General features: G+C 67.2%; 19 protein-coding genes. 6 read left to right on the top strand and 13 right to left on the bottom strand.

Translation table 11 applies throughout. From position 1 onward, the window contains the following. Positions 1-96 precede the first annotated feature (96 nt). From AC1PQG_RS05805 to AC1PQG_RS05795, 3 genes are read right to left on the bottom strand one after another with little or no spacing between them, the layout of a single operon-like run. Entirely contained in the window at positions 97-1,167 is a 1,071-nt protein-coding gene (locus AC1PQG_RS05805) for a lipocalin-like domain-containing protein (RefSeq protein ID WP_481121670.1), read from the bottom strand. After that, entirely contained in the window at positions 1,167-3,662 is a 2,496-nt protein-coding gene (locus AC1PQG_RS05800) for an FtsX-like permease family protein (RefSeq protein WP_481121669.1), read from the bottom strand. The genes AC1PQG_RS05805 and AC1PQG_RS05800 overlap by 1 nt, the downstream gene beginning before the upstream one ends. Before the next feature lie 11 nt (positions 3,663-3,673). Further along, positions 3,674-4,327, bottom strand: a complete 654-nt coding sequence (locus tag AC1PQG_RS05795; RefSeq protein WP_481121668.1) for an ABC transporter ATP-binding protein — start codon at positions 4,325-4,327, stop codon at positions 3,674-3,676. A gap of 241 nt (positions 4,328-4,568) precedes the next feature. On the opposite strand from AC1PQG_RS05795, the gene hpnC reads away from it, so the two are divergent. From hpnC to hpnE, 3 genes are read left to right on the top strand one after another with little or no spacing between them, the layout of a single operon-like run. Then, positions 4,569-5,390, top strand: coding sequence for a squalene synthase HpnC (hpnC, locus tag AC1PQG_RS05790; RefSeq protein ID WP_481121667.1), 822 nt, complete (start codon positions 4,569-4,571; stop codon positions 5,388-5,390). Positions 5,391-5,396: 6 nt separating this feature from the next. Further along, positions 5,397-6,233, top strand: coding sequence for a presqualene diphosphate synthase HpnD (hpnD, locus tag AC1PQG_RS05785; protein WP_481121666.1), 837 nt, complete (start codon positions 5,397-5,399; stop codon positions 6,231-6,233). Continuing rightward, complete coding sequence (gene hpnE / locus AC1PQG_RS05780; RefSeq protein WP_481121665.1) at positions 6,233-7,552, top strand: hydroxysqualene dehydroxylase HpnE; 1,320 nt, start codon at positions 6,233-6,235, stop codon at positions 7,550-7,552. The genes hpnD and hpnE overlap by 1 nt, the downstream gene beginning before the upstream one ends. A gap of 107 nt (positions 7,553-7,659) precedes the next feature. Here hpnE and AC1PQG_RS05775 read toward each other — a convergent pair whose 3' ends face one another. Both AC1PQG_RS05775 and guaB read right to left on the bottom strand, forming a co-directional pair. Beyond that, positions 7,660-8,373 carry an ABC transporter ATP-binding protein gene (locus AC1PQG_RS05775; RefSeq protein ID WP_481121664.1) on the bottom strand — a complete coding sequence of 238 codons (714 nt, stop codon included), beginning with the start codon at positions 8,371-8,373 and terminating at the stop codon, positions 7,660-7,662. 155 nt (positions 8,374-8,528) lie between these two features. Next, complete coding sequence (gene guaB / locus AC1PQG_RS05770) at positions 8,529-9,989, bottom strand: IMP dehydrogenase (protein ID WP_481121663.1); 1,461 nt, start codon at positions 9,987-9,989, stop codon at positions 8,529-8,531. An 80-nt stretch (positions 9,990-10,069) separates the two neighbouring features. Here guaB and AC1PQG_RS05765 point away from each other — a divergent pair, with 80 nt between their 5' ends. Next, positions 10,070-10,534 carry a DUF4124 domain-containing protein gene (locus tag AC1PQG_RS05765; RefSeq protein ID WP_481121662.1) on the top strand — a complete coding sequence of 155 codons (465 nt, stop codon included), beginning with the start codon at positions 10,070-10,072 and terminating at the stop codon, positions 10,532-10,534. A 24-nt stretch (positions 10,535-10,558) separates the two neighbouring features. On the opposite strand, the gene AC1PQG_RS05760 is transcribed toward AC1PQG_RS05765, so the two are convergent. Together AC1PQG_RS05760 and AC1PQG_RS05755 are read right to left on the bottom strand one after the other, a co-directional pair. Continuing rightward, positions 10,559-10,879 carry an RnfH family protein gene (locus AC1PQG_RS05760; protein ID WP_481121661.1) on the bottom strand — a complete coding sequence of 107 codons (321 nt, stop codon included), beginning with the start codon at positions 10,877-10,879 and terminating at the stop codon, positions 10,559-10,561. Positions 10,880-10,881: 2 nt separating this feature from the next. Beyond that, a complete protein-coding gene (locus AC1PQG_RS05755; RefSeq protein WP_481121660.1) occupies positions 10,882-11,319 on the bottom strand; it encodes a type II toxin-antitoxin system RatA family toxin in 438 nt (145 codons plus the stop codon). Positions 11,320-11,386: 67 nt separating this feature from the next. Here AC1PQG_RS05755 and smpB point away from each other — a divergent pair, with 67 nt between their 5' ends. After that, positions 11,387-11,833: an SsrA-binding protein SmpB gene (gene smpB / locus AC1PQG_RS05750; RefSeq protein ID WP_481122973.1), complete on the top strand. Its 447-nt coding sequence runs from the start codon at positions 11,387-11,389 to the stop codon at positions 11,831-11,833. A gap of 42 nt (positions 11,834-11,875) precedes the next feature. Here the strand turns inward: smpB and AC1PQG_RS05745 are convergent, their stop codons facing one another. From AC1PQG_RS05745 to AC1PQG_RS05735, 3 genes are all read right to left on the bottom strand, one after another. Next, complete coding sequence (locus tag AC1PQG_RS05745; RefSeq protein WP_481121659.1) at positions 11,876-12,805, bottom strand: hypothetical protein; 930 nt, start codon at positions 12,803-12,805, stop codon at positions 11,876-11,878. Positions 12,806-12,949: 144 nt separating this feature from the next. Further along, on the bottom strand, positions 12,950-13,243 hold the full coding sequence (locus AC1PQG_RS05740) for a 4a-hydroxytetrahydrobiopterin dehydratase (protein WP_481121658.1): 294 nt from the start codon (positions 13,241-13,243) through the stop codon (positions 12,950-12,952). A gap of 17 nt (positions 13,244-13,260) precedes the next feature. Further along, a complete protein-coding gene (locus tag AC1PQG_RS05735) occupies positions 13,261-16,929 on the bottom strand; it encodes a DUF748 domain-containing protein (RefSeq protein WP_481121657.1) in 3,669 nt (1,222 codons plus the stop codon). A gap of 175 nt (positions 16,930-17,104) precedes the next feature. Between AC1PQG_RS05735 and AC1PQG_RS05730 the strand changes: the two genes are divergently transcribed. Further along, positions 17,105-18,340 (top strand): BaiN/RdsA family NAD(P)/FAD-dependent oxidoreductase, encoded by a 1,236-nt coding sequence (locus AC1PQG_RS05730; RefSeq protein ID WP_481121656.1) that lies wholly within the window; start codon positions 17,105-17,107, stop codon positions 18,338-18,340. Positions 18,341-18,419: 79 nt separating this feature from the next. Here AC1PQG_RS05730 and ppa read toward each other — a convergent pair whose 3' ends face one another. The 3 genes from ppa to AC1PQG_RS05715 form a co-directional block, all read right to left on the bottom strand. Then, entirely contained in the window at positions 18,420-18,947 is a 528-nt protein-coding gene (ppa, locus tag AC1PQG_RS05725; protein ID WP_079432957.1) for an inorganic diphosphatase, read from the bottom strand. Positions 18,948-19,036: 89 nt separating this feature from the next. Continuing rightward, a complete protein-coding gene (locus AC1PQG_RS05720; RefSeq protein ID WP_481121655.1) occupies positions 19,037-19,243 on the bottom strand; it encodes a heavy-metal-associated domain-containing protein in 207 nt (68 codons plus the stop codon). A gap of 11 nt (positions 19,244-19,254) precedes the next feature. Then, positions 19,255-21,660 carry a heavy metal translocating P-type ATPase gene (locus AC1PQG_RS05715; RefSeq protein WP_481121654.1) on the bottom strand — a complete coding sequence of 802 codons (2,406 nt, stop codon included), beginning with the start codon at positions 21,658-21,660 and terminating at the stop codon, positions 19,255-19,257. Positions 21,661-21,664: the final 4 nt, after the last annotated feature.

Raw genomic sequence — 21,664 nt, 5'->3', positions numbered from 1 at the left:
CAAGGACGCCCACAAGACGAGTTTGATGCGTTTCATGTTCTATCTCTATTCAAACAAATGGCGCGACACGTCCACACCAACTCACAGCAACAAGCGCTAACCAACACGGATGCGCTCCCCGTAGCCGGTCATCTCCAGGTAGCCGCGGCCGACTTCCCGTCCGCCCTCGACGACCCGCACCGCCCCTTCCCAATACACCGAGCCGGTGGAGCGGCGGCTGTCCAGCTCCTGGTCATCGAACAAGGGGCGCAGGCCGAACTCTCGCTCCCCGACGCGCAGCCGCCATTCCACCGGATAGGTGATGGCGGTACGCGGCGAACGCCATTCCCGGCCGGGCGTGAAGATGATCTCCGCTGGGCGCATGACCCGCGCCCCGCCACCGGCCAGCTGCCACGTCGCCGCCGCCCACAGTGCCTGGCCCTGCCCGTCGCGCAGGCGGAAGGCCATCAGCGCGCTGCCATCGTCCAGGTTGAGGCCGACCCAGTCCCAGCCCTTGGCGCCCTCCGGCAGTAGTTCGCTGGACCATTCGTGGTCCAGCCAGGCCTTCCCGCGCACCGGCTGTCGCTTCCCGTCAACGGTCACGCTGCCACTCACCGCCAGCTGTGGACGGCTGTAGTAGTAGCTGGCATGGCGCGGATCGGCTGCCTTGGCGCTGAAGCCGCCCTGCCCGTTGAGCAGCGGCGGACCAGCCGGCTGCAGCTCCAGCGCGTAGGCGAAATCGTCGGCATGCACTTCGGCGCGATAGCGCCCGCCATCCAGCGCGAAGCGCCAGTCGCCGACCCACACGCCGGTCTGCCCCAGCGCGAAGCCAGCCCGCCCGAAACCGACCCGCGCCGAACGTTCCCCGTGGCGCAGGCGCCCCAGGCGCGGATCGGCAATCGCCGCGTGGGCGAGGATCAGCTGGCGCGGCGCGAAGGCGCTCGGGCTATCCTCACCCACGCCGGTGCGGACGCGGAAGAAGGTGGTCTGGAAGCCCAGCGGACTGCCGTCCGGCAGGCTCAGCCAACCGGTGGCGTACCACCACTCGGTACGGAAATCAGGATGAGCCCCGTGGTCGACCGGAAAGACCAGCCGCCGGCCCGGCAGCACCGGCGCAAAATCCACCGCCGCCGCGGCACGCCCCGCCGCCCCAAGGGCCAGCGCCAGCAGGAAAAGACGTCGTTCCATCACCAGTCCTCCCTCACCGCCAGCACCGCATCCTGGCGCATCGCCTGGCGTCCGGCGAGCACCGCAGCCAAGGCCGCCAGCGCCACCAGCCCACCGCCGAAAGTCAGTAGCGACAGCCACGGCACATGCAGATCCATGCTCCAGTGGAAGCTCTGCCGATTGACCACCTCGATCAGCACCAACCCGATCGCCCCACCCGCCAGCAGGCCGGCCAACACACCGACACCGGCCGCCAGCGCGCCCTCCTGGGCCAGCATCCAGCCGATCTGGCGGCGCGTCAGCCCCAGGTGGCGCAGCATGCCGAACTCCTTCCGGCGAGCCGCCGCCAGCGCCGCGAAGCTGGCCGCCACACCAGCCAGGCCAATGGCCACCGCCACAGCCTCAAGCAGGTAGGTCACCGCGAAGGTACGGTCGAAGATGCGCAGGGTAATCGTGCGGATCTCCCCGGGGAAGGCCAGCTCCAGCACACCTGGGCCGGCCAGTGTGGTAAGCGCGTTGGCCGTACGCAGCGCATCCGCACCGGGCGCGAGGTGGATCGCCGCGTCGTTGACGAGGCGGTCGCCGGTCAGGCGGCGATAGCTGTCGAGGTCGATCATCACCGCGCCGGTCTGGCGTGCGTAGTCGCGCCACACACCGGCCACCGTCAGGCGCACCGGCTTGCCGGCCAGCGGCAGCTCGACCTGCTGGCCGGGCCGCCAGCCGTACAAGTCCTGTACGGCCTCGGAGATCCATAGCGACGGCCCATTCACGGCAAGCGGCTGGCCGACCAACGGCAGCCCGCCGCCAGCGGCCGACACCGGCCGCGCCAGCAGCGCCACCGGTGCGTGCCCGGCGGCCAGGCGTAGCCCGTCGTGGCGGGTGAAGGCCACGGACCCGACACCGGCGGTCGCGACGATGCGCGCCTGCAGGGCTTCGTCCAGATAGCTGCCGGACTGGGCGCGGCCGGCCCGCAGATAGAGGTCGGCCGGCAGCAGCTGGGTCAGCCACTGGTCCACCGAATCCCGGAAGGACGCCACCATGATCGCCATCGCCGCCGCCAGCGCAACGCTGGTCAGCACGCCGGCGGCCGCCACCACCGCGTGGCCGGGCGCCGCCGCCAGCCGGGCCACGGCCAAGCGCGCCGCGACCGGTCCGCCAACCGGCATCAGACGAGCCAGCAACGCGGCGATGGACGGCAACAGCAGCACCGCCCCGGCGAGCACGCAGGCCACCGCCAGATAGCCGCCGAAGGGCAGGCCATCCACCGGCGGGATCGCGCAGGCCACCAGGCTGCCGGCCAATAGAGCCAGGCCGAACAGCGGATGGCCGCGCCCGCCGTGCAGCGCTGCCTCGTCGCCCGCCTTCAGGGCCTGGGCCGGCGCCACCGTCGCAGCCTCCTTGGCCGGCGACCACGCACCAGCCACGCCAGCCACGACACCAAGCAGCGCATAGATCGCACTGGCCAGCGGCTGGAACTGGAGGCGCGGTGCCAGGCCGGAGAAGTAGCCAGCCCCCAGGTCGCCACCGAGCAGCGCCAGCGCCCCCCACGCCAGACCATGGCCGACGGCCACACCGAGGATGCCACCAAGCAGGCCGACCACAGCGCCCTCGCCGACCAACCAGCCGAACAGGGTTCGCCGGGGCAGGCCGATGGCGCGCAGGAAGGCGAACTCGCTGCGCCGGCGCACCACCGACAAAGCCTGCGCCGAGAAGACCAGGAAACCGCCGGTGAGCAGCGCAATCGCCGCCAGCAGGGTCAGGTTGACGCGGTAGGCCCGCGACAGGTTGGCCGCCTGGTCCGCCTCGGCAGCCGGCGTCTCCACCAGCACGCCGTCCGGCAGTACGGCCTGCAGGCTGCGTCGGGCGGCTTCCGCATCGACACCGTCGCGCAGGCGCAGGTCGATGCGGCTCAGGCGGCCAAGCTTGCCAAACAGGGTCTGCGCGGCGGCGATGTCCATCACGCCGAGGCGGCGGTCGTCGCCCAGCGCCGGCAGGTCGCCGGCCACTTTCAGCACAACCTCTGCGCTGCCGGCCTGCACGCGCAGCAGATCGCCCGTCTTCACGCCGAGCCGCTCGGCCGCCGCGCGGGACAGAAACACACCGTCGCCGGCGAAGATCGCGAAACGGTCGCCGCTGTCGGCGCGGGGCAGCAACTGTGGCGTGACCCGCGCCAGTACGAAGGCATCGACGCCCACCACCTGCAAGGACTCCTCGCGCCCCACCAGCCGCGCCTCGACCTCCAGTACCGGGCTGGCCTCGGCCACGTCCGGGCGGGCCGCCAGCTGCGCGTAAAGCTGCTCGTCGAAACCACCGCGCGGCCCGACCACCTGCAGATCCGCCGCGCCCGCCATGCTGCGCAGGCCCCGGTCGAACTCCGACAGGGCCGCCTCGTGCACTGCCTGCACGGCCATGCCCAGCGCCACGCCGAGCACGATGGCGACCAGCGAGAACAGCGTCGCCAGCCGCCGCCGGGCCAGGGAGCCGAGGAACACCGGCGCCAGGCGCCTCCACCCCATCACCTGTCCGCTCACCCGCGCAGCCCCTCCGCCGTCAGGTACAGCGTGCGGTCGGCAGTGGCCGCCGCCTCAAGGGAATGGGTGACCAGGATGCCGATCGCCTCGGCGGCGCGAACGCGCTCGGCCAGCAGGGCCAGCACCCGCGCCGCGTTGGCCGGATCCAGGTTGCCGGTCGGCTCGTCGGCCAGCACCAGCCGCGGCGCATGGACCAGCGCCCGGGCGATGGCGACCCGCTGCATCTCGCCGCCCGACAGTTCCCGCGGCCAGCTGTCGCCCCGCGCCCCCAGCCCCACCGCGTCGAGCAGCTGGCGGGCCGGGCCGTTGGCGGCGTCCCGCTCGACGCCCTGCAGCCACAGGGGCAACGCCACGTTCTGGGCCACGTTGAGATGCGGCAGGATGTGGAAGGCCTGGAACACGAAGCCCAGCTTGTCCCGGCGCAGGCGGGTCAGTGCGTCCTCGTCGCACTGGGCGTAATCCTCGCCATCGAGGCGCAGCCGGCCGCCATCGGGCCGGTCCAGCCCGGCGATCAGGTTCAACAGCGTGGACTTGCCGACCCCCGACTCACCGACGATGGCCACGTACTCGCCGGGCGCGAGGCGCAGGGAGATGTCCCGCAACACGCTGCGGCCATTGAAGCTGCGGGACAGGTTTTCGATTTCGAGCATGGGCAGAGACGAAGCTGGGCGGCTGGACGAGAAAAGAAACAGGAATCAGCTGATGAGTTCGGCCATGGCGGTGATTGGTTCCCATCCGGACCATGGGAGCACATTCACGCCTCGACGGACACCGTCCGGACATAGCAAGGAGCGAATTTGCCTCCGCAGTGACCTCTGCCGCGGAAATTCCCGGCCACGCCGGCATTGCCGCAGCCCGCGGCCAGGCACCACGGGTATACTCCGCGCGCCGATGCCCGTCGAACACTACGAGAACTTTCCCGTCGCCTCCTTCCTGCTGCCGGCGCACCTGCGCGAGCCGGTAGAGGCCATCTACGCCTTTGCCCGCAGCGCCGACGACATCGCCGACGAGGGCGATGCGACACCGATCATGCGCCTGGCACGCCTCAACGACTACAAGCGGGCACTGCTGGCCATCGAGCAGTACGGCCCTTTCGACGACCCGACACTGGAGCCGGTCTTCAAGCGCCTGAGCCGCAACATCCGCGACTTCGGGCTGCCGATGCAGCTCTTCCGGGATCTGCTGGACGCCTTCAGCCAGGACGTGGGCAAGACCCGCTACGCGGACTTCGACGAACTGTGCGACTACTGCCGCCGCTCGGCCAACCCAGTCGGGCGCCTGCTGCTGCACCTCTATGACGAGGCTACGCCGGACAACCTGGCAGCGTCGGATCTGATCTGCACCAGCCTGCAACTCATCAATTTCTGGCAGGACGTGGCGGTGGACTGGCAGAAGAAGCGCATCTACCTGCCACTGGCCGAACTCGAACGCTTCGGCGTCAGCGAAGCCTGCATCGCCGACGGCCGCGTAACGCCGCATTTCACCGCGCTGATGGATTTCCAGATCCAGCGCACCCGCTGCATGATGCTGCGCGGTGCCCCCCTCGCCCACCGCCTGCCCGGCCGCATCGGCTGGGAGCTGCGCCTCGTGGTACAGGGCGGACTTGCGATACTCGACAAGATCGAGGCGAACGGCTACGACGTGTTCCGCCGCCGTCCGACCCTCGGCAAGACAGACTGGCCGCGCCTCGCCTGGCGCGCCCTTACCCGGTAGCGCCCCATGACCGACCCCCACGCCTATTGCCAGGAGAAGGCCGCCAGCAGCGGCTCCAGCTTCTACTACAGCTTCATGTTCCTGCCCCCCGAGCGGCGCCAGGCGATCACCGCCTTGTACGCCTTCTGCCGGGAAGTAGACGACGTGGTGGACGAATGCCACGACATGCAGATCGCCCAGGCCAAGCTCGACTGGTGGCGCATGCAGGTGGCCCAGGTCTATGACGGCGCGCCGGAACACCCGGTCGGCCAGGCCCTGAAGGACATCAACAAACAGTTCCCGCTGCCCCGCGAGCAACTGCTCGAGATCATCGACGGCATGCAGATGGACCTGCAGCAGACCCGCTACCTGGACTGGAAGGCGCTGCAGCTGTACTGCTACCGCGTGGCCAGCGTGGTCGGCCTGCTGTCCGCCGAGATCTTCGGCTACAACAACCGCCAGACCCAGAAGTACGCCCACGATCTGGGCATGGCTTTCCAGCTCACCAATATCATCCGCGACGTGGGCGAGGACGCCCGCCGCGGCCGCATCTACCTGCCCATCGACGAGCTGCAGCGCTTCAACGTGCCGGCCCGGCAGATCCTCGACGGCCAGCATTCGGACAACTTCCGCGAGCTGATGGCCTTCCAGACCCAGCGCGCGCGCCAGTTCTACGACCAGGCCTTCGCGCTGCTGCCCGACGAGGACCGCAAGACCCAGCGCCCCGGCCTGGTGATGGCGGCGATCTACCGCACGCTGCTCGACGAGATCGAGGCCGACGGCTTCCAGGTGCTCGACCGCCGCACCTCGCTGACGCCGCTGCGCAAGATCTGGATCGCCGGGCGCACCTGGCTGCGCGGCTGATGCACACCGGCCCCGACATCGCCGTCATCGGCGGCGGCTACGCCGGCTTCGCGGCCGCCGTCACGCTGGCCCGCGGCGGAGCCAAGGTCACACTGTTCGAATCGTCGCGAGTGCTCGGCGGACGCGCCCGTGTCGTGGACAAGGACGGCTACCGGGTGGACAACGGCCAGCACATCCTGCTCGGCGCCTACACCGAAACCCTGCGCCTGCTGCGCCTGGTCGGCGTCAGGCCGAGCGTGCTGGAGACGCGCAAGCTGGCCCTGGTCTATCCGGGCGAATGCGCGCTGCGCGCCGCCCCACTACCGGCGCCGCTGCACCTGGCCATCGGCCTGCTCGGCGCCAAGGGCCTGGACTGGCGCGACAAGCTGGCGATGGCGCGGCTGATGCGCAGCCTCAAGACCCGCAAATTCCGCGTCGAACCGGATCGGCCGGTCGCCGAACTGCTCGCCGAAACCGCCCAGACCGACAGACTGACCCGCCTGATCTGGGAACCCCTGTGCGTGGCAGCCCTCAACACGCCGGTCGCCGACGCGTCGGCGCAGGTCTTCGCCAACGTACTGCGCGACAGCCTGGCCGCCGGTGCCTCGGCGTCCGACCTGCTGCTGCCGCGGCTCGACCTGTCCGAGCTGTTCCCCGTGCCGGCATCCCGTTGGCTGGCGATGCGCGGCCACACAGTGCGCATCGCCGAACCGATCAAGGCCATCGAGAGCATCGGCGGTGGCTACCGGCTCGACGGAGACCCGTGGACCACGCTGTTCGAACATGTTGTGATCGCCACCGCGCCCTATCACGTCGCACCGCTGGTGGAGACACTGCCGGCGATGGCGCCAGTGGTGGACAGCCTCGCCGCGCTGCGCCACGAACCCATTGTAACGGCCTGGCTGGCCTTCGACGGACCGCTGAACTTCCCGGAGCCGATGATCGGCCTCAGCGGCGGCTACGGCCAGTGGGCCTTCGACCGCGCAGCCCTGGGCGGCGAGCAAGGACTCGTCAGCGTGGTCATCAGCGCCCGCGGCGCCCACCAGGAGATCAGCAAGGAGGGGTTGGAAGTCGCGCTGCTGCAGGAGCTGCAGCATGTCCTCGGCCCGCTGCCGACATTGGCCTGGTCGCAGATCATCACCGAGAAGCGCGCCACCTTCTCATGCACGCCGGGCCTCGTCCGCCCCGGCGTCACCACGCCGCAGCCCGGCCTGTGGCTGGCCGGCGACTACGTTGCGTCGGACTACCCGGCCACGATCGAGTCGGCCGTCCGCAGCGGCGTACAAGCCGGTCGCAGCATCCTCAAACGCTGCGGCTTGAAGGAACAGATTCTCCCGTAGCTGCAGCCTGTCCAGACAATGAGCAGGTGGGCGCACATTGCTGTGCCCGCAAAGCCTGGCGCCGCCCGTGCTGAACGTCCCGGAGAGCAGCCTCCCCGAGCCCGTTTCTACACCAGCTTGCCGGCGGACAGCCGCAAGCTGCGCCCACAGCGCTCCGCCAGGCTGGTGTCATGGGTCACCAATACGAGGGTCGTGCCGGATTCGACGTTGAGGGAAAACATCAGCTCGATGACCGCCTCGCCGGTGGCCACGTCCAGGTTGCCGGTCGGCTCGTCGGCCAGCACCAAGGCCGGACGCGGCGCGAAGGCGCGGGCCACCGCGACGCGCTGCTGCTCGCCGCCGGACAGCTGGCGCGGGTAATGCCCCAGGCGACTCCCCAGGCCGACCCGCTGCAGCCAGCCCTCCGCTTCCTGGCGGGCATCCTTCCGCCCGGCCAGTTCCAACGGCAGCATCACGTTCTCGAGGGCCGTCAGTGCCGGCAGCAGCTGGAAAGACTGGAACACGAAGCCCACGCACTCGCCGCGCAGCGCCGCACGGCCATCCTCGTCGAGGGCGAACAGGTCCTGCCCGCGGATATGCACCGAGCCGCCGGACGGCGAATCCAGCCCGGCCAGCAAGCCCAGCAGCGTAGACTTGCCGGAACCGGACGCACCGACGATGGCCACCGCCTCGCCGGCGGCGATGCTGAAGGAGACGTCCTCCAGGATGTGCAACGCGCCACCATCGTCGGTGGCAACGGTGCGGCTCAGATGTTTGACGTCGACCACGGGCGCCAACGCAGCCACCGTGGATGAGGAATCGGTTCGGGTTCGGGTCAGCATGGCTATGTGGAGTGGGTTTTCGGCGATAGGTTCAGCACCGGCGCGCTGATCATTACGATTATCCGGGCCCGAAATGACATCCCGCCACCGGCCGCGGCCCGTCAACGAACAAGGGCAGCCCGCAGGCTGCCCTTGATGCACGGGACCGGAAAAACTCAATCCACGTGGTAGTTCGGCGCTTCCTTGGTGATCTGCACGTCATGGACGTGGGATTCGCGGATGCCGGCCGAGGTGATCTCGACGAACTCGGCGCGGGCGCGCATCTCGTCGATGGTGGCGCAACCAACGTAGCCCATGGAGGCACGCAGGCCGCCCATCAGCTGGTGGATCACTGCCGTCACCGGGCCCTTGTAGGCGACGCGGCCTTCGATGCCTTCCGGCACCAGCTTGTCCACATTGCCTTCGTTGTCCTGGAAGTAACGGTCCGCGGCGCCCTGTTGCATGGCACCGAGGGAACCCATGCCCCGGTAGGACTTGTAGGAACGACCCTGGAACAGCACGGTTTCGCCCGGCGCTTCCTCGGTGCCGGCGAACAGGCCGCCGAGCATCACGACGTTGGCACCGGCCGCGATGGCCTTGGAGATGTCGCCGGAGTAGCGGATGCCGCCGTCGGCAATCATCGGCACGCCGGAGTTGGCCAGCGCCGTTGCCACGTTGTCGACCGCGGTGATCTGCGGCACGCCGACACCGGCAACGATACGGGTGGTGCAGATGGAGCCGGGGCCGATACCGACCTTGACGCCGTCCGCGCCCGCTTCGACGAGCGCCAGGGCTGCCGCTGCGGTGGCGATGTTGCCGCCGATGACGTCCACCTTCGGGAAGTTCTTCTTGACCCAATTCACGCGGTCAAGCACGCCCTGGGAGTGGCCGTGGGCGGTATCGACGACGATCACGTCAACGCCGGCTTCGGCCAGCAGTGCAGCACGCTCCTCGGTACCAGCACCGACACCGATGGCAGCGCCGACACGCAGACGGCCGAGGCTGTCCTTGGAGGCGAGCGGGTGCTCGGTGGACTTCATCATGTCCTTGACGGTGATGAGGCCGGCCAGGCCGCCGTCTTCGCTCAGCACCAGCACGCGCTCCAGGCGGTGCTTGTGCATCAGCGCACGGGCCTCGTCGAGGCTGGTGCCTTCCTTGACCGTGACCAGGCGCGACTGGGGCGTCATGATCGCCGAGACGGGCTGATCGAGATTGGTCTCGAAACGGGTGTCACGGTTGGTGACGATGCCGATCACCTTGCCGCCATCCACCACCGGCAGGCCAGAGAACTTGTGGGTGCGGGTCAGGGTGAGCACCTCGCGGACCGTCATGGTCGGCGGGATGGTGATCGGGTCCTTGAGGATGCCCGATTCGAAACGTTTTACCTTGGCTACTTCGGCTGCCTGCTGCTGGGGGGTCAGGTTCTTGTGGATGATCCCGATCCCGCCTTCCTGCGCGAGCGCAATGGCGAGGCGTGCTTCGGTGACGGTATCCATCGCGGCGGATACCAGCGGAATATTCAGGGTAATGTTGCGCGTGAGTTTCGTCTGGAGGCTGACGTCGCGCGGGAGAACGCTCGAATGGGCGGGGATGAGAAGGACGTCATCAAACGTCAGCGCCTTCTGGATCACTCGCATGGCTTTAATCCCTAGAACCAAATCCGTATTATACGCAGTTAGCCGCCCGGCGGCAAAAGTTTGTCCTACCGGAGTATCGAATGCCGCGCAAGTTCCTTTTTGTCCTTCTGGCCTGTGCCGCTCCGGCGGTCCTCGCCCAGGCCATCTACAGCTGGAAGGACGCCAGCGGCCATGTCCATTACTCCGACGCCCCACCCCCCAATGCCCAGGTCCGTACGGTGAAACAGGCGCCGCTGGCGCCGCGCCCTGCAGCATCAGAAGCAGGCGTCGGCGCGCCCCAACAGAGCATCGCGGAAAAGGAGCTGGCGTTCAAAAAGCGCCGTGCGGCGGCAGAAGAAGCGGAAGAAAAGGCCCGCAACCAGAAACAGGCGGACGAACAGCTACAACAGGACTGCACACGCTTTCGCCAGCAGCTGGCCGGCCTGGAAGCTGGCCAGCCGGTAATGCGCCCCAACGACGCCGGCGAACAGGTCTACATCGGTGATGACGAACGCGCGAGCGACGTCGCACGCATCCGCCAATATCTGGAACGATCCTGCAAGTAGGGCGACGCCGTACAGCCGATAGGCTCAGACGTCCGCCGGACCGCCGCCCTTCTTCATGACCTTCCCCTCTTCGGCACGCTTGCGGCGCACCTCCTTGGGGTCGGCGATCAAGGGCCGATAGATCTCGACCCGGTCCTTGTCCCGCAACACCGTATCGGCCTTGACCAGCTTGGCAAATACGCCGAGCTTGTTGGTCTTGGCCAGATCGATCTCGGGATGCTTCTGCAGCAGGCCCGAGGCCTCCACTGCCCGTTGCACCGTGCTGCCCGCCGGCAACCTGAGGCGCACGATTTCCTGGCGCTCCTTGAGCGCATAGCAGACTTCGACGTTGATCGAATCGGACATGGTCAGCCCTTGCGATAGATTTGCGAGGCGCGCTTGACGAAGGAATCGACGAAAGTATTTGCGATGTGGCTGAACACCGGCCCCACCGCCTTCTCGATCAGGCGGTTGGAAAACTCATAGTGCAGGTTGAACTCGACCTTGCAGGCGGCATCGCCGAGCGAGATGAACTCCCAGCTACCGTCCAGGTGCGTGAACGGCCCATCGGTCAGGCGGATGTGCATGTGCCGCGGATAGTCCTTGTCGTTTTCGGTGCTGAAATGGGACTTGATGCCGTGGTAGTTGATGTGCAACGTGGCCTTGGTGACCTTCTCGTCACGGCCATGCACCTCGCTTCCGCCACACCAGGGCAGGAACTTGGGGTAATCCTCGCAGCGGTCCACCAGATCGAACATCTGGGCCGGAGTGAATTCGATCAGAACGGTTTTCTTGACGGCTGCCATTGGAGCGCGGGCGAACTAACGAGCTGTTAAAATGCGCGATTTTACGCGTCCGTTCAAGCCTACGCCAATGAGCATCATCGACAACCGCAAGGCCTTCCACGATTATTTCATCGAGGAAAAATACGAAGCCGGCCTCGTGCTCGAGGGCTGGGAGGTCAAGGGCATCCGCGCCGGGCGTGCCAACATCAAGGAAAGCTACGTGGTGATCCGTAGCGCCGAGATCTTCATCGTCGGCATGCACATCACGCCGCTGGAGTCCGCCTCCACCCACGTGCATCCCGACCCGACCCGCACCCGCAAGCTGCTGCTGCACGCCGAGGAAATCGCCAAGCTGATCGGCAAGGTGGAACGCGCCGGTTATGCACTGGTGCCACTCGACCTGCATTACGCCAAGGGCCGCGTGAAGATCAGCGTCGGCCTCGCCAAGGGCAAGAAGCAGTACGACAAACGGGAAACCGAGAAAGAACGCGACTGGGATCGCGAGAAGGCGCGCCTGATCCGCGCCAAGGGCTGAGGCCTCCCGGCGGTCGCCCGATCCCAGGGCTGCCGCCGATATCTACTCGGTTTCGCCTAGGGCCCACTCCACGTCCAGGCGCTCCAGCGCATCCACCGGTTGGCACGCCCCGGCGGCCGCAAACAGTTCGTGGGCACGGCCGTGCTGCGCGGCGCCGAAGGCCAGCAAGGTCGAGCGGGCGTATTCCGCCAACACAACCGGCGACTGGGGATTGAGCTTGCGGGCCGTCTCGAAGTGCTCGATGACGGCCTCCTTGCGGGCGCCATAGGTCAGGCCGGCCACCACGCTGCCGATCTTGTCGATCACTTCGGCGTTGTAGACGCCCAACGCTACATAGGCGTCGGCGTGGTCGTTATCCAGCTCGACGACGCGCTGCAGGCAATCCCGCACCTTGCCACCGAGGCCACGGGCCAGCGCTTTCACCACCGAGATGCTCTGGCTGTAGCGCCCCAGCGCCAGGCCATGCACATACCAGGCGTTGGCCCAGTTCGGCGCCAGTTCGGTCAACGCCGTGCAGAATCCGAGCGTTTCATCGAGGATGCGGGTACGTCGCAGTTCGTCCTCTTCCAGGTGGGCGGCATAAACGACGGCCGCCCGCGCGGCCGCTACCAGCCCCACCGGACCTGCCGCCAAGCCGTATTCGACGGCATCCGCGAAATCCCCCGCATGATAGGCACGCCAAGCCTCCTCGACCTGCTGCGCGGCAGCCGCCGGATCCGGTACATGAGCCTGCAGAGCCGGATTCGCATCGAGCAGCGCATGCACGCTGGCAACGTCAGGATAGGGTTCCCGATCGCCCCGGTGCAGGCGCGCCCAGTTGCTCGACAGGGCCGTGCCGCCGTAGCGATAGACCCGATTGCCATAGGGAAAGCGCTTCCAGCTGCGACGGCCGCCATCCTGCTCCGAGCGGGCTTCGGCCACGCGCTGCCGTGAACGGCGCAGGGCCATGCTCCAGTCAAAGCTCAGATGCATCGGCAGTCCTTTCCCGCGAATGGAGCCCGATGACGGGCACGCTCGAAAAATGCCAAGACCATCAAGGACGGTACAGGCAGGCCGCGGAGAGTAGCACCCCGCTCACCATTAAGCATGCTGCGCCGCGGAAACGCGGCGGCCCGTTCAGGCTGCGATCCGGTCCATGAAACGGGCCAGCTGGATATCCAGTTCGGTCAGCCCACCGGCATCATGGGTGCTCAGCACAACCTCCACCCGGTTATAGACATTGCGCCATTCCGGATGGTGATCGAGTTTTTCCGCCATCAGCGCGACCCGCGCCATCCAGCCGAAGGCCGCATTGAAATCGGGAAACCGGAACTGCTTGCGGATCGCGTCGCGATCGGGCTCCAGCTGCCATCCCGCCAGATCTGCCAACGCCGCCTGGCGCTGCGCCTCGTCCAGCTTCTGCGCTCTCATCGGAATCTCCTCCTTCATCAACGCAGGGAAAAATCCACCCGGCTGGCCTTCGCCTTGGCCTTGCCGTCGTCGCCCTCCCGCGGCGCCAGCAGGAAGACCCGGTCGGCCGGCACCTGCCCTTTCTCGAGCAGCCAGTTCTTGGCCGCCTGGGCGCGCTGCTGGGCGAGCAGGCGCAGGTCTTCGTCGCTGACGGTGGTGTTGGCGAGAATCAGCTTCTCCATCTCCGCCACTGGCAGGTCCTTGGCGAGGCCGATCAGGTTGCGGGGCTTCGGGAACTTCTCGTCCTTGTAGACGCGAGTCAGCAGCGCCGGGTACTCGGCAGCGGCGTCGATATGCACGCGGCCATCCTCGCCGAGCGACTCGCCCTTTTTCGCCATGTCCTTGATCTTCAGCGCCTCGACCTTGCCGAGCATGACCGCGTGCTTGAGGCCTTCGCGGTCGGTCTGCAGATCGACGCGGCCGGCGATGTCGAGCTTGAGGCCGGTCTTCTCGGTCATCGCCTTGGCGATGGCCTTCAGCTTGGGCTCGGCGCTGTCGGGCAGGCGCGCGAAGCCGGGGTCGAATTCCAGCCAGGCCAGTTCCTCGCTGTTGCCGCCGAACATCGAACCGAGCAAGGCAAAGGGCGAGGTGATCGCCTTGCCGATCAGATTGACGAGGACCTTCCAGATGATGCCGCCGATGCTGAACTGCGGATCGTCCAGCGAACCGCCGATCGGCAGGTCCAGATCGATCTCGCCGCGGCTGTTCTTCAGCAGCGACACCGCCAGCAGCACCGGCAGCTTGAGGGCATCCGGGCTGTCCACCTTGTCGCCGAAGGTCAGCTGGTCGAGGAAGACCTGGTTGCTGGCGGTCAGCTTGCGGTCCTCGATCTTGTAATTGACGGTGGCCGACAGCTTGCCCTTCTCGATGCCATAGCCGACATACTTGCCGGCGTAGGTGGACACGCCGGACAGCTCGAAATCCTTCACCGAGGCCTTGATGTCCAGCGCCTTGTCCTGGCGGAAGGGATTGAGCTTGCCTACGATCTCCACCGGCGCCGCGTTGTCCACCTTGCCGCGCAACTCCAGCTCGGCGATCGTGCCCGGGTCGGACGACAGGCCGACCAGGCGCCCGCCCATGCCGGTCAGGTTGGCGTCGTAGTTGGGCCGGATGAAGCGGTCGCTGTAGGCGATGTTGCCGCCCTGCAGCGTGATCCGCTTGATCGACACGGGCGGCAACGGCTCGGCCGGCGCAGCGGCCGGAAGCTGCGCCGTCGCCACGCCGGGCGCGGACAGCTTGCCACCGTTGGCCTTCTTCACCGCGTCCTGTTCGTCCTTCTGCTCCTGCGCCCGCTGGGCGGTGATCTCGCGGATGTTGAGGCCGCCCTGGGCGTCGAGGATCAGGCGGGTGTAGAAGTCGCTCAGAGCGATGTCGTCGATGCTGACCGCCAGCGGAGCTAAACGGATGTCCACGCCGCCGAAGTACAAGGACTTCCAGCGCAGGAAGTCGGCGGCATTGAGCTTGTCCACCGACGCAAAGTCGCCCACCGTCAGATTGCCCTTGAAGCCGCCCTTCATGCCGCCAGCCGCCGGCAGTTCGAAGGCCAGCTTGCCGCGGGAGGTCACATTGCCGCGGGTGATCGCGATCTTCACCTTCTCGGTCACGTAAGGCTGCAGCATGGCCAGGTCGACCGCCTTCAGGTCCAGATCCAGGCTGCCGGCCAGCGGCGCAAGGCCGACCGTGCCGGCCACGCCGATCTTGCCGCGCTTGTTGATCGCCGCCCTCAGATCCACCCTGGCCTTGCTGCCCTTGGCGGTGGACAAGCCATCCACCTTGATGGCCAGCGGCTCTGCGTTGAAGACGATGGACGGCGAAAGAGTCTGGTCCTCCAGGCGCACACCCCAGTCGTCGAGGGCAACGTGCTTGACGCTCACCTGCCAGTCGGGACCGGCCGGCGCCTTCTTGGCGGGCACTGCAGCATGCTTGCGCGCCGGCGCGGCCGACGTCTTGGCGGCCGGTGCATCGCCGGCGGCGGCGAACTGCTCGGCATTGAAGTGACCATCCTTGCCGCGCACAACGGCCAGACGCGTCGCCTTGCCGAGCACTTCTCCAACCGTCACGCGGCACGCGGCCGTATCGACCTCGGTGTCGCGCAGTTCGAGCAGGCCGACGCGGGCCAGCGCTGTCTTGTCACCCTTCAGGCGCACGCCCAGGTCCTTCAGCGCGACGCTCTCCGCCTTCAGCTGGACCTTCGGCGCACCGGACTCCTGTGCAAAATCATACGCCAGGCGTGCATCCACCTTGCCGGACGCCACCTCGCCCTGTTTCAGGAAAGGCGCGTAATACGGCCGCGGCCCGACCAGGTCGAGTCCACTCAGCTCCAGCGTGCCGGAGGCCTTGAGGGTCGCCACGTCCACGCTGCCCTTGTGCTCGACATGCTCACCCGCGTCGGTGGCAAAACCGGCCTCCAGCTCCGTCGGCGTGCCGCCCGCCAAGCTGAACTTGCGCAGGGAAACGTGCAACTCCTGCAGCGTCTTGTGGAAAGGGCCGGCGGGCAGATCGTCGCTGAAGGCGACGCGTCCGCCAGTGAGCTTGAGCTCGTTCAGCGTCAGCGCGAAGGGCTTGTCCTCGGCGGCTTTCGGCGGCTCGGTCGGCGTTGGCGCTTTGGGTGCCGGGGCGACGACCGGTTTTGGCAACAGCGCGAGTAGGCTGATCACCCCGTCGCGCTGGCGCGCCACCGTCACGTCAGGCCCTTCGATGGAGACCGTGCCGATGGCCACCTCCCTTGCCAGCGGCGCCAGCTTGTCGATGCCGACTTTCACGGCCGCCAGCTTGATCGCCGGCCGGCCGTCAGCATGCTGCACCTCGACGCCGTCCAGCCCGACCGAGCCTTTGACGCTCACGCTGGGCGGCTGGCCCACCGGCTGCGCGAAGCTCAGCTCCAGGTCGGACGACAGCCTGGCACTCGGTAGGCGAAAGGTCTTCTCTACCGGCAGGTAATCCACGTAGCGGGTCAGGTCGAAGCCATCGAACTTGATGCCGACCACCGACTCGCGGCTGAGGGAAAACGGCTTGGACTTGCCCTTCACGACAAAGGGCGCCCCATTCACCTTCAGCGCCAGCAGCGGCTCGACGAAGGTCTCCACCTGGGACGGCAGGTTGGACACAAAGGGCACGCCCAGGTTGAGATCAGACACCACCTGCTTCTGCTTGAGTGGACGGTCGTCGAAATCGATACGCCCCTTCTCGACGCGGATGTTATGCACCGCGAAATGGGTCTTGGAACCGTCGTCGGGCTTGTTGAGGATCTCGTCGATGACGTCCGACCAGTTGTAGCGCTGGCCTTCCAGGCGCACCACGCTGACCATCGGCTCGACCAACGTCACCTCCTCCACCACCACGCCGCCGCGTAGCAGGGATTCCACCTCCACGTTCACGTACAGGGACGCGAAGCTCGCCGCGGGGCTCTTGCCGTCCGGCTCCAGCATGCGGAAGCCGCGCACCTCGGCAGACAGCGCGTAGGGGTTGATCGAGACTCCCTCTATCGTCACCGGACGATGCAGCAACTCGCCGAGCTGCTTCTCGGCCACCGATTTGACCAGCGGTGGGGCGATCCAGAACCCCGCCACGCCCACCAGGGCCACCGCCGCCAGCCCCCGCAGCGCCCATTTCGCCGGACGTCCGGCGGCGCGCAGCTTATCGATCATGTTCTTGTCCCTTGTTCTCCGCGCGGATGGCGCAGGCGAGCTTTTCGTTCAATATCCATCAAGCCTAGCAGCGTAAGCCATTCAGGCAAATGACGATGTAAGCAGTGTTTGCCCTGGCGCAAGCCAGGGTCTATCCTCCCCGCCCTTTCCGGCCTTACCTTCGCTCGCCAAGTCCATGAATCCGCACACCAAACCACCTGCAGCCGGCTCTCACTTCGACGTCATCGTGATCGGAGCCGGCGCGGCGGGCATGATGTGCGCAGCCCAGGCCGGGCAGCGCGGCCGCCGCGTGCTGATCCTCGACCACGCCGCCAAGCTCGCCGAGAAGATCCGCATCTCCGGCGGCGGCCGCTGCAACTTCACCAACCTGACGGTCGGCCTCGCCAACTACCTGTCACGCAACCCGCAATTCTGCCGCTCGGCGCTGGCCCGCTTCACGCCCGCCGACTTCCTCGACCTGATGGCCCGCTACGGCATCCCCTGGCACGAGCGGGAACACGGCCAGCTGTTCTGCGACGACTCGGCCCAGGACATCATCGACATGCTGCGCACCGAATGTGAAAACGGCGACGTGCGCTGGGCGATGCCGTACACGCTCAACGGCGTGACGGCCGGCAGCACGCCCGAGGCGCGCTTCCTGCTTGACACCAGCCACGGCCATTTCAGCTGCGAAAGCCTGGTGGTAGCCACCGGAGGCCTGTCGATCCCGAAAATCGGCGCCTCGCCGCTGGGCTACCGGATCGCTGAGCAGTTCGGCCTCGCCATCGTGCCGCCCAAGCCGGCGCTGGTACCGCTGACGCTGCCGCCGGAAGAACTGGCCATCTACAAGGAACTGGCCGGCATGGCCTTCGACGCCGTCGCCGAGTGCGGCGCCGGACACTTCCGCGAGAACCTGTTGTTCACCCACCGCGGCCTCTCCGGCCCGGTGATCCTGCAGGTATCGTCCTACTGGCAGGCGCGGGACTACGGCGATAGCGACGGCGGCCGGCAGGTCGTCGTCAACCTGTTCCCAACAGAAGATGTCCGCGCCTGGCTCGGCGAACGGGCGCGCAGCAAGACCCTGCTCTCCAACCTGCTCGCCGACCGCCTGCCCAAGCGCTTCGCCCACGCCTGGTGCGAGCAGCGCGGCTGGAACCGCCCGGCCAACCAGTTCAACCCGAAGGAGCTGGACGCCATCGCCGCCGCGCTGGCCGGCTGGACGATCACGCCCAACGGCACCCTCGGCTACGCCAAGGCGGAAGTCACACTGGGCGGCGTAGACACGCGGGAACTGTCGTCGAAGACCATGGAAGCGCGCAAAGTGCCTGGCCTGTACTTCGTCGGCGAAGTCATGGACGTCACCGGCCACCTGGGCGGTTACAACTTCCAGTGGGCCTGGGCCTCGGGCTACGCAGCCGGCCAGGCGGTCTGACGGACATCACGACAAACGAAAGCCCCAAAAACAAAGGCCCGCATGACGCGGGCCTTTGTCCATCACAGCAGGCAGGCGCTTACTTGGCGGCAGCAGCCAGACCGTCGAGGATTTCCTTCTTGGCGTCTTCGACGGAGCCCCAGCCGGTCACCTTGACCCACTTGCCCGGCTCCAGATCCTTGTAGTGCTCGAAGAAGTGCACGGTCTGCTTCATCAGCAGCTCGGGCAGGTCGTCGATGGTCTGGACCTTGTCGTACAGCGGGGTCAGCTTGGACACCGGCACGGCGACAACCTTGGCATCCACGCCGCCTTCGTCTTCCATCTTCAGCACGCCGACGGGACGGGCACGGATGACCACGCCCGGCTGCAGCGGGAAGGGGGTCACGACCAGCACGTCCACCGGGTCGCCGTCGCCGGCAACGGTGTGCGGCACGTAGCCGTAGTTGATCGGATAGCGCATGGAGGTGCCCATGAAGCGGTCAACGAAGACGGCGCCGCTGTCCTTGTCCACTTCGAACTTGATCGGATCGCCCTGAGCGGAGATCTCGATGATCACGTTGATGTCGTTCGGAACGTCCTTGCCGGCCTTGACCTGATCGAAACCCATATCACTACCTCCCGTTATTAGATATAAGACAGCTCGGCATTATAAGTGAGCCTTGTGACGCTGGGACAAACCCTTATGACAGAAAGCGCTCAATCCGAGTCGAAGCCGGCATCCTCGATCACCGTGCGCAGCGCGTTGGCCGACACCTTGGCCGGGTCGTAGCTGACACGCGCCTCGCCCTGCTCCAGGGAAACCTCCACGCTGGCCACGCCCGGCGTCGCGGACAGCGCGCCGGTCACGTTCTTCACACAGCCCTGGCAGCTCATGCCGCCGACCTTGATCACCACGTTTTCCATCGTTTTTCCTTTCAGTCGGATTTTCCCGGGCGCCAGCGCCGCAGCAACAGGGAGTTGCTGACCACCGACACCGAACTCATGGCCATCGCCGCACCGGCGATCACCGGATTGAGCAGGCCCAGCGCCGCGGCAGGAATGCCCAGCACGTTGTAGATGAAGGCAAAGAACAGATTCTGGCGGATCTTCCCGAGGGTCGTCCGCGACAGGGAAATCGCATCGGCCACGCTGTTCAGGTCGTTGCGCACCAGAGTCAGATCGGCGGCCTCAATGGCCACGTCGGAGCCAGCGCCAATCGCGAAGGACACGTCCGCCGCCGCCAGCGCCGGCGCATCGTTGATGCCATCACCGACCATCGCCACGCGGCCGCCACTACGCAGGGTCTCCACCGCCGCAGCCTTTTCGCCCGGCAGCACCTGAGCCTTGTATTCCGAAATACCGGCTTCCGCCGCGATGCGCGCTGCCACCGCCGGATGATCGCCGGTCAGCATCACGACCCGCACGCCGAGCGCCTGCAGGCGCGCCACCGCAGCCTTGGAACCGGCACGCAGCGGATCGGCGAGGCCCAGTGCGCCCCACGGCCGCCCATCGACGGCCACACACACCGGCGTCAAGGCCGCATCGAGCAGGGGCTGCAGCACCTTGGCCGGCAGCTCTGCCCCCTGCCCGGCCAGGAAGTCCGGCGAGCCGATCCATACTTCGCGCCCATCGACACGACCGCTGACACCCTTGCCGCCACTCGTCCGTACCGCATCGGCCAGGCTCCACTGCAGGCCGGCGGCCTGCGCCGCATCGACGATGGCTTTCGCCAGCGGATGGTGGCTAGCCTGCTCGACCGCCGCCGCGACAGCCAGCAAGTCGTTCGCCGCCACGCCTTCCAGCGGGCGAACATCCAGCACTGCCGGGCGTCCCTCGGTCAGCGTTCCGGTCTTGTCCACCGCCAGCACGGCAATCTTCTCGGCCAGCTCCAGCGCCTCGGCGTTGCGCACCAGGATGCCGGCACGGGCGCCCTGCCCGGTCCCGACCATCACCGCGGTCGGCGTCGCCAGGCCCAGCGCGCAGGGGCAGGCAATCACCAGCACCGCCACCGCATTGACGAGGGCCGGCGCCAGCTCGCCGCCCAACCACCACCACGCCACAAAGGTCAGCGTGGCAATCGCCACCACCGTCGGCACAAAGATCGCGGCGATGCGGTCGGCCAGCTTCTGCACCGCCGGCTTGCCGCCCTGGGCCTGCTCGACGAGACGCACGATACCGGCGAGCAGCGTCTCGGTGCCGACGCCGGTGGCCCGACAGCGCAGCACGCCATCGCCATTGACCGTCGCCGCGAAGACCTTGTCGCCGGCCTTCTTGGGCACCGGCACACTCTCGCCGGTCAGCATCGCCTCATCGGCAGACGACTCGCCGCTCAGCACCTCACCATCCACCGGCACCGAATCGCCGGCACGCAGCACGAAGACCATGCCCGCCATGACGCGCTCAACCGGAACCTCCTGCAGCGCGCCATCCTGCTCGACCCAGGCGGTAGGCGGCTGCAGGCGCAGCAGCGCCTCGATGGCCGCCGACGTGCGCGCCCGTGCCCGCGCTTCCAGCAGCTTGCCGAGCAGCACCAGCGTGATGATGCTGGCCGAGGCCTCGAAATAAACATGCAGATCATGGCGGTCGAACATCACCACAATCAGGCTGAAGAAGTACGCGACGCTGGTACCCAGCGCCACCAGCACGTCCATGTTGGCGCCGCCGCCGCGCAGGGATGACCACGCGCCCTTGTAGAAACGTCGCCCGATCCAGAACTGCACCGGCGTCGCCAGCAAGCCCTGCAGCCAGCGTGGCAGCCACTCCGCGTGGTGGGCCGAGGCGTCCAGCCCACCGGAAAGCATGCCGATCATCTGGACCAGGAAAGGCGCGCTAAGCAGTGCCGAGATCCAGAACAGCCGCAGCTCGGCGCGGAACTCGGCCTCCTTGCGCTGCTTGTCGGCCTCGCGGTCGCGGGCGATAACGGGGGTCGCAGTGAAGCCGGCCTTGTGGATCGCCGCGATGATGGCTGCCGGCTCGGAGAGCCCCGGCACATAGCGGACGCGCGCGGTTTCTGCGGCGAAATTGACGCTGCCCTCCACGCCGGGCAGGCGATTGACGACCTTCTCGATACGCGCCGCGCAGGCGGCACAGCTCATGCCGGACAGGCTCAACTGCAGCGTCTGCGGCGCCACATCGAAACCGGCCTTGCGGATCGCCGCCAAAATGTCCGGAGCACCGGCTCCATCGGGCCCGGCGGCCAACCGCGCCTTGCCAGTGCCGAAATTGACCTCGGCGCTGATACCGGGCAATCGGTTGAGTACCTTTTCGAGCCGCGTCGCGCAGGCCGCGCAGCTCATTCCGGAGACCGGCAGGTCATAACGCATACCGGACTCGTTCCCCATGGCC

The sequence above is a fragment of the Zoogloea sp. GDB6 genome, from assembly GCF_056724105.1.
This window is presented reverse-complemented; position numbering and strand designations above follow the sequence as displayed.

What these genes read in the sequence shown, in the direction of transcription:
- AC1PQG_RS05805 (WP_481121670.1), bottom strand. Translation starts at nt 1,167, where the DNA reads ATGGAACGACGTCTTTTCCTGCTGGCGCTGGCCCTTGGGGCGGCGGGG.
- AC1PQG_RS05800 (WP_481121669.1), bottom strand. Translation starts at nt 3,662, where the DNA reads ATGGGGTGGAGGCGCCTGGCGCCGGTGTTCCTCGGCTCCCTGGCCCGG.
- AC1PQG_RS05795 (WP_481121668.1), bottom strand. Translation starts at nt 4,327, where the DNA reads ATGCTCGAAATCGAAAACCTGTCCCGCAGCTTCAATGGCCGCAGCGTG.
- hpnC (WP_481121667.1), top strand. Translation starts at nt 4,569, where the DNA reads ATGCCCGTCGAACACTACGAGAACTTTCCCGTCGCCTCCTTCCTGCTG.
- hpnD (WP_481121666.1), top strand. Translation starts at nt 5,397, where the DNA reads ATGACCGACCCCCACGCCTATTGCCAGGAGAAGGCCGCCAGCAGCGGC.
- hpnE (WP_481121665.1), top strand. Translation starts at nt 6,233, where the DNA reads ATGCACACCGGCCCCGACATCGCCGTCATCGGCGGCGGCTACGCCGGC.
- AC1PQG_RS05775 (WP_481121664.1), bottom strand. Translation starts at nt 8,373, where the DNA reads ATGCTGACCCGAACCCGAACCGATTCCTCATCCACGGTGGCTGCGTTG.
- guaB (WP_481121663.1), bottom strand. Translation starts at nt 9,989, where the DNA reads ATGCGAGTGATCCAGAAGGCGCTGACGTTTGATGACGTCCTTCTCATC.
- AC1PQG_RS05765 (WP_481121662.1), top strand. Translation starts at nt 10,070, where the DNA reads ATGCCGCGCAAGTTCCTTTTTGTCCTTCTGGCCTGTGCCGCTCCGGCG.
- AC1PQG_RS05760 (WP_481121661.1), bottom strand. Translation starts at nt 10,879, where the DNA reads ATGTCCGATTCGATCAACGTCGAAGTCTGCTATGCGCTCAAGGAGCGC.
- AC1PQG_RS05755 (WP_481121660.1), bottom strand. Translation starts at nt 11,319, where the DNA reads ATGGCAGCCGTCAAGAAAACCGTTCTGATCGAATTCACTCCGGCCCAG.
- smpB (WP_481122973.1), top strand. Translation starts at nt 11,387, where the DNA reads ATGAGCATCATCGACAACCGCAAGGCCTTCCACGATTATTTCATCGAG.
- AC1PQG_RS05745 (WP_481121659.1), bottom strand. Translation starts at nt 12,805, where the DNA reads ATGCATCTGAGCTTTGACTGGAGCATGGCCCTGCGCCGTTCACGGCAG.
- AC1PQG_RS05740 (WP_481121658.1), bottom strand. Translation starts at nt 13,243, where the DNA reads ATGAGAGCGCAGAAGCTGGACGAGGCGCAGCGCCAGGCGGCGTTGGCA.
- AC1PQG_RS05735 (WP_481121657.1), bottom strand. Translation starts at nt 16,929, where the DNA reads ATGATCGATAAGCTGCGCGCCGCCGGACGTCCGGCGAAATGGGCGCTG.
- AC1PQG_RS05730 (WP_481121656.1), top strand. Translation starts at nt 17,105, where the DNA reads ATGAATCCGCACACCAAACCACCTGCAGCCGGCTCTCACTTCGACGTC.
- ppa (WP_079432957.1), bottom strand. Translation starts at nt 18,947, where the DNA reads ATGGGTTTCGATCAGGTCAAGGCCGGCAAGGACGTTCCGAACGACATC.
- AC1PQG_RS05720 (WP_481121655.1), bottom strand. Translation starts at nt 19,243, where the DNA reads ATGGAAAACGTGGTGATCAAGGTCGGCGGCATGAGCTGCCAGGGCTGT.
- AC1PQG_RS05715 (WP_481121654.1), bottom strand. Translation starts at nt 21,660, where the DNA reads ATGGGGAACGAGTCCGGTATGCGTTATGACCTGCCGGTCTCCGGAATG.